At 42.7% G+C, this 4,970-nt stretch carries 4 protein-coding genes and 1 pseudogene; 3 read left to right on the top strand and 2 right to left on the bottom strand.

Annotated features, from left to right (window positions below; all coding sequences use genetic code 11):
• A partial coding sequence (locus EWV66_RS07545) for a helix-turn-helix domain-containing protein (protein ID WP_287109275.1) occupies positions 1-203 on the bottom strand: 203 nt, incomplete at its 3' end.
• A 788-nt stretch (positions 204-991) separates the two neighbouring features.
• Here EWV66_RS07545 and hmpF point away from each other — a divergent pair.
• The 3 genes from hmpF to EWV66_RS07530 all read left to right on the top strand — a co-directional run bounded on the left by hmpF (position 992) and on the right by EWV66_RS07530 (position 4,357).
• Positions 992-2,632 carry a pilus motility taxis protein HmpF gene (gene hmpF / locus EWV66_RS07540; RefSeq protein ID WP_052276768.1) on the top strand — a complete coding sequence of 547 codons (1,641 nt, stop codon included), beginning with the start codon at positions 992-994 and terminating at the stop codon, positions 2,630-2,632.
• 421 nt (positions 2,633-3,053) lie between these two features.
• Positions 3,054-3,278: a hypothetical protein gene (locus EWV66_RS07535; RefSeq protein ID WP_002757610.1), complete on the top strand. Its 225-nt coding sequence runs from the start codon at positions 3,054-3,056 to the stop codon at positions 3,276-3,278.
• A 269-nt stretch (positions 3,279-3,547) separates the two neighbouring features.
• Complete coding sequence (locus EWV66_RS07530) at positions 3,548-4,357, top strand: squalene/phytoene synthase family protein (protein ID WP_052276767.1); 810 nt, start codon at positions 3,548-3,550, stop codon at positions 4,355-4,357.
• A 56-nt stretch (positions 4,358-4,413) separates the two neighbouring features.
• On the opposite strand, the pseudogene EWV66_RS07525 reads toward EWV66_RS07530, so the two are convergent.
• A pseudogene (locus EWV66_RS07525) lies at positions 4,414-4,746 on the bottom strand (zinc ribbon domain-containing protein); the annotation flags it as partial.
• Positions 4,747-4,970: the final 224 nt, after the last annotated feature.

The following is a 4,970-nucleotide window of genomic DNA, read 5'->3' as shown; positions in this document are numbered from 1 at the left end:
AACTCTAATTCTTCTTGTTTTTTCCAATCGGTTAGCATTGAAGAAGTTTCAGTATATCCTACTCTTTCTTGTCTTTCGTACCATGCTTGTGTTCTGAGATGGAGTGCCTTATTGTAAACCAATCTTACACAGCCCAAAGTGCGCCGCAATAGCGACTCTTGTTCGGGTGTGGGGTAAAATCGAAACGAATAGGCTTTTTCCATACCTCACATTCTAACACATATTTTGTAAATGCGCTAAGATTTAACAGCAAAGCCAACCTAAAACGGCGGGGTTTCAGACCCAAAATTTCCGATGAGGTGAACCCTGGGGCGAATTGCTTCGCCCCTTTAAAAGCGCCGTCCCATTGCGCTAAGCGCGAGGGATGAATGCTGACATTCAGTTAAATCCTGTTTAATAAGGTATGGGGGTACTGCGGAGTGCTGGAGCTGCGGAGCGCCAGAGAAACAATCCATCGCTGGTGATCTAGAGATGATGCCCAATCCCGTCCCACTCCCTCTTGATGAGAAACGCTCTCTTCCCTCCTCTTGTCACTAATAATAAATCTGATAAGCTAATTATGTAACATATTTTTCAGTAAGCTTTACGGTTCTTCTGGTTTCTGTGTGGAAACGAGGTCTATACTGATAGTTTCTTCTTTCAAAATAGTCCTAAAAGTCTTGCCCAGTAAACATTTAACCTTACATAAGCAAAAATTATCACACAAAGTCGAGAAGAGCGGCTTTACTGCATTTAAGAGATTGACTACCGAATTTTTTGAGATCAAGATAGTACATCGGAACTGAAAAATCATCAAAAATTTTCCAGTCGGTAAGGAGAAGAATTGAGAACAAATGTATGGATAAAAAAGAAAAACTCGAATGATAGAAATTAAAAAATTTTTGGGATCGGATGGTTACACACCAAACCATAGACGGGCCGCTCCTAGCCTTGATTGCCAACGCTCTCTAAAATCGATGACAAAGACTTTTATTATAGAGGACGACTACTCGTGCTATACCTTGCAGAAGTAAAAAAACAGACTAGAGGTTTTATCGGCGGTTACAAAACCGAATTGAAACTATTGGCCTGTCAGCATAAGGATCAGACGTGGAGTGCCATACCAGGGGAAGATATCCTAACCTACGACGAAACTAACTCCCTGGGTGAAGGTGCGCTTCTCTTGGTAAATTTGAGCAATAATCGTCAACTACAAGGAAACCCGGAATTAGCGGGAGCGGAGATGGTGCGGCAACTGCAAAAGATTTCCCGTTTGATGGAGCGCAGCAAGAAAGATCAAGAGAAAATCGAGCAGTGGAAACAATCCCTCACCTATCAAAGCGAGATTCTCAACCGCCAGAAAATGGAAATGGAGACAAGAATCGAGCAAATTGAACAAATAGAGGCAGAATTAGAGTATTTAGAGCGCAAAAGACAAGAACTGGAAACCCTAAAACAACAATTAAACGAGCAACAGCGACACCTGGAAGAAGGACAAATAAATTGTAACTCCTACCCCAATCTTTCCCCAGAACAACAACAATTTATTCGCTCTCTAGCGGAGCGTTTAGCTGCTCATCATGATCGGGGCAATTCTCCCTCACAAATTCTCCATTCCACTCTTGAATCTGTGCAGGAACAACAGACAATTTTAAATAGTTGTTGGCAGAGTTTAGAGGGGCAGAAAAAAGCTGTAGAAAATCGTCAGGTCGCCAACGATGAAATGCTCGATTATCTAGAAAAAAGAGCTAGGGAATTACAGACGAGTCGCAGGGCTTTGGAAACAGCTAAAATAGAATTACAAATACAAGAAACTGTTCTGAGTCAAAAACAGAAATTATTCGAGCACCTTAACCTCACCCTACAAACCACTGATTCTACTCGACAAATGCTCCTTCGTCTCCTCGGAGGGGAAGAACTAGGTTTTGATGGTAAAATCGATCTAGAAGCTCTTGAACAAATGCCTTTAGAAGAATTGGAGAGCTTAGTTAAGAACTTACAAACAGACCTCAAGCGCTGGGAAATTTTTGTCAACGACCAAGAGGAAGAATTAACTCTCCAATGCCAAACCGTGGAAGAATTAGAAGCAAGAATGGCTACAATAGATCAATCTGAGCGAGCTAATTTAGAATCCGAATTAGCCGAGGAACAGGAAAAAAAAGGAATGCTGGCGGCAACTTTAGTCGGACAAAGACGTAATCTCCAAGAAAGGCAAGCTATTAGCTCTCAACATCTGAAAATTCTGCAACGGAGACAGGGGATTTTATCCTCAGAAGATACTCAAAAATCTGGCTTTGAACCATTGTTAATGCTGTTGGCCGATAATTATCAAAATAGTCTCCAAGAAAGTCAACGTTTAGCAGCAGAAATCAAGGGACTACAAGAGGATTTACAAAAAAGCAGCGATAGTATTGACGGTCAATGGTCGGATTTAGAGCAAAAAACTCGTGAATTTGAAGAACAGGAGCGACAATGGCGCGATACTAATCTGGCATTATTGCGTTTAAAAACTCAGGTACAACAGTACGAAACTTTCCTGCAACCTGTGCAGGATCAACTCGATCAAATCCGTCAAAAACTAGAAACTATCTCCCAGTGGTTGATGCCTATGGAATCTAATGGTAGTGCCTATCATTACGCCATTAACAGTTAGGCTTAATTAGAGCTTGCTGAACAAATAATACAGGGCAATCCTGACAAAGATTTCGGCGTTTTTGCTGATAACTTTTATAGCTTTTTATCTATTAATACCAAATCCTGTTTAAAAAGTATAGGATCGCGGGGAGCAGGGAGCGTGGAGAAACAATCCATAACTTGAGAGTTAATCACACTGTTAAAAACGGATTTGGTATCAGATGGTTATGGGACAATCCGATCGAGAAATAATGATTTTAGCGGCTTTGGCCTCCCTCTTAGCGGTGGTGGCGGAAGTGGCGATCGCTTTTTAGATAAAAAAAACTGATTTATGAGGTTAAAGTCGGGCAAAATTGGCAATCAATGCCGAGGAAAGATATCGATAGAATGCTTGTGACAGGGGCAGCAATTGCGATCGCCTCAATCAGCGAAATTAAAGCATGAGTATTAGTGTAACGGGTCAGGTAAAAAGAATCGAAATAGGCACGGGAACTTGGGCATTAATTGCCGATAACGGTCAAACCTACGAATTAATAGACCCTCCCGCCGAATTAACCCAAAAAAAGGCAAAAGTGACAGTTATAGGTCAAATTCGCTCAGATGTGATGACCCTGGCCATGATCGGGCCAGTTTTACAAGTGATCTCCTTTCAATCCCTGCCATGAAGCCAAAAAATACTGCTTAAAAAAGGGTAAAATCGTTTTTTTAAGCCTGTAATCTCGAACAATTGCCGTAATTGTCCCTCAGCTATCCCAGAAAGAAAAATTGTCAAGAATACCCTAGAGGTTGATTTTTTCGAGAATAATCTCGAAATTTTGGATAATAATACTACAATAGACAGCAACTTTGTCTTAGGAACATCGGAATAACCTAAACCGATCTGTCTGATTGGTTTAACTCGTAGTTACCTAAGTTGGCGTGAGGAGAGGACTGAATGAATTTGCGCGATAATGCTTTAACGATTCTGCAAGAAACGAGTCGAACTTTTTATATTCCCATAAGTCGTTTACCAGATCGTCTGCTCGAGGCAGTAGCCTCAGCTTATCTCTGTATGAGGGCGATCGATGAAGTAGAAGACCATCCCGACCTAGATAACTTCAGTAAAGCCCAGATATTAAGACAAATTAGCCTGAATTTACAAGCAGGTACTGAAAATTCTACCAAAGAGGATTTTACTTTTGGCTTAGTCCATCGGGAGATTTTGCCAGAAGTAACCCTGAGAATTGGCGAATGGGCCCTGTTAGCACCGGATTCGATCGCCCCGCGGGTTTGGGATGCCACGGCGGCCATGGCCGATCGCATGGCCTACTGGGCTGGGAATAACTGGGATATTCGCACAGAAATAGAATTAGATCAATATACCTTTAGTGTGGCCGGTGCCGTGGGTTTATTGCTGTCTGACCTCTGGAATTGGTACGATGGCACCGAAACTAATCGCAGTTATGCCATCGGTTTTGGTCGGGGTTTACAAGCGGTTAATATTGCCCGCAACCATGGCGAGGATCTGCGCCGGGGGGTAAGTTTTCTGCCCCAGGGTTGGACAATTAGTGATATTCATAATTATGCCCGTCGTAATCTGAAATTAGCCGATTATTACACTCAATCGCTGCCGAAAGGGCCGGCCCTTGATTTTTGTAAGATTCCCCTCGCTTTAGCCCATGGCACTCTCGAAGTTCTAGCTTTAGGTAAGGAAAAACTCAGCCGCAGCGATGTTATCGCTTTGGTACAACAAATTACCCGTTGACTCTCCCCCGCTAACCGCTCGCGCGCTGTAGCGGGGGATTCTCGGTTCTTAGGCTTTTAACTAGATCGACTTGGTTTAACCCGGTCGATCCCTGTCAGACCGCCTCCGCAAGCGTTTTCTAACACGGTCAGCCCGACCGCGTTTTTTCCTCGGTTCTCGATTACCTTCGCTGATGCCGTGTCTCTTGGTTCAATGTGGCCGCAAGAATCACACCAGTAAACTCTTTCGGATAACGACTTTTTACTAGTGAAAGCACCACAATTAGGACACTCTTGCGAAGTTCCGTTTTTATCGACCTTAAGATAATATTTCCCCCGTTTCCAAACAACAAATGGTAGTATCTCGTTAATAAAACTACCGATGCCCGAATCCAGAGATTGTTTTCTATCGCTCTTCTGGAACTCTGGCAAAAATCTTACAGTCTCTAAACTCTAGCTCTCTTATGGGGTAAGCCTTCAAGCTATCGCTAACTAACAGAAACCCGAAATTTGAGTTTCGCCAATTCAAAAATGAAACGCATCAACCTCAAGAGTTGACAAAGAAAGGCTCATCAGGTACTGTCTGATCATTAACAAAAACAAATCAGACCCAAAAACGAAGCCCCCAACATCTT

It is taken from the genome of Microcystis sp. M_OC_Ca_00000000_C217Col (genome assembly GCF_007095585.1).
Lineage (GTDB): Bacteria > Cyanobacteriota > Cyanobacteriia > Cyanobacteriales > Microcystaceae > Microcystis > Microcystis panniformis.
Note: the sequence above shows the minus strand (reverse complement) of the source record. Positions and strands in the feature narration are given on the sequence as shown.

Bases quoted from the DNA above. Each gene is read 5' to 3' on its own strand.
- EWV66_RS07535 (WP_002757610.1), top strand. From the start codon at position 3,054: ATGAGTATTAGTGTAACGGGTCAGGTAAAAAGAATCGAAATAGGCACG.
- EWV66_RS07530 (WP_052276767.1), top strand. From the start codon at position 3,548: ATGAATTTGCGCGATAATGCTTTAACGATTCTGCAAGAAACGAGTCGA.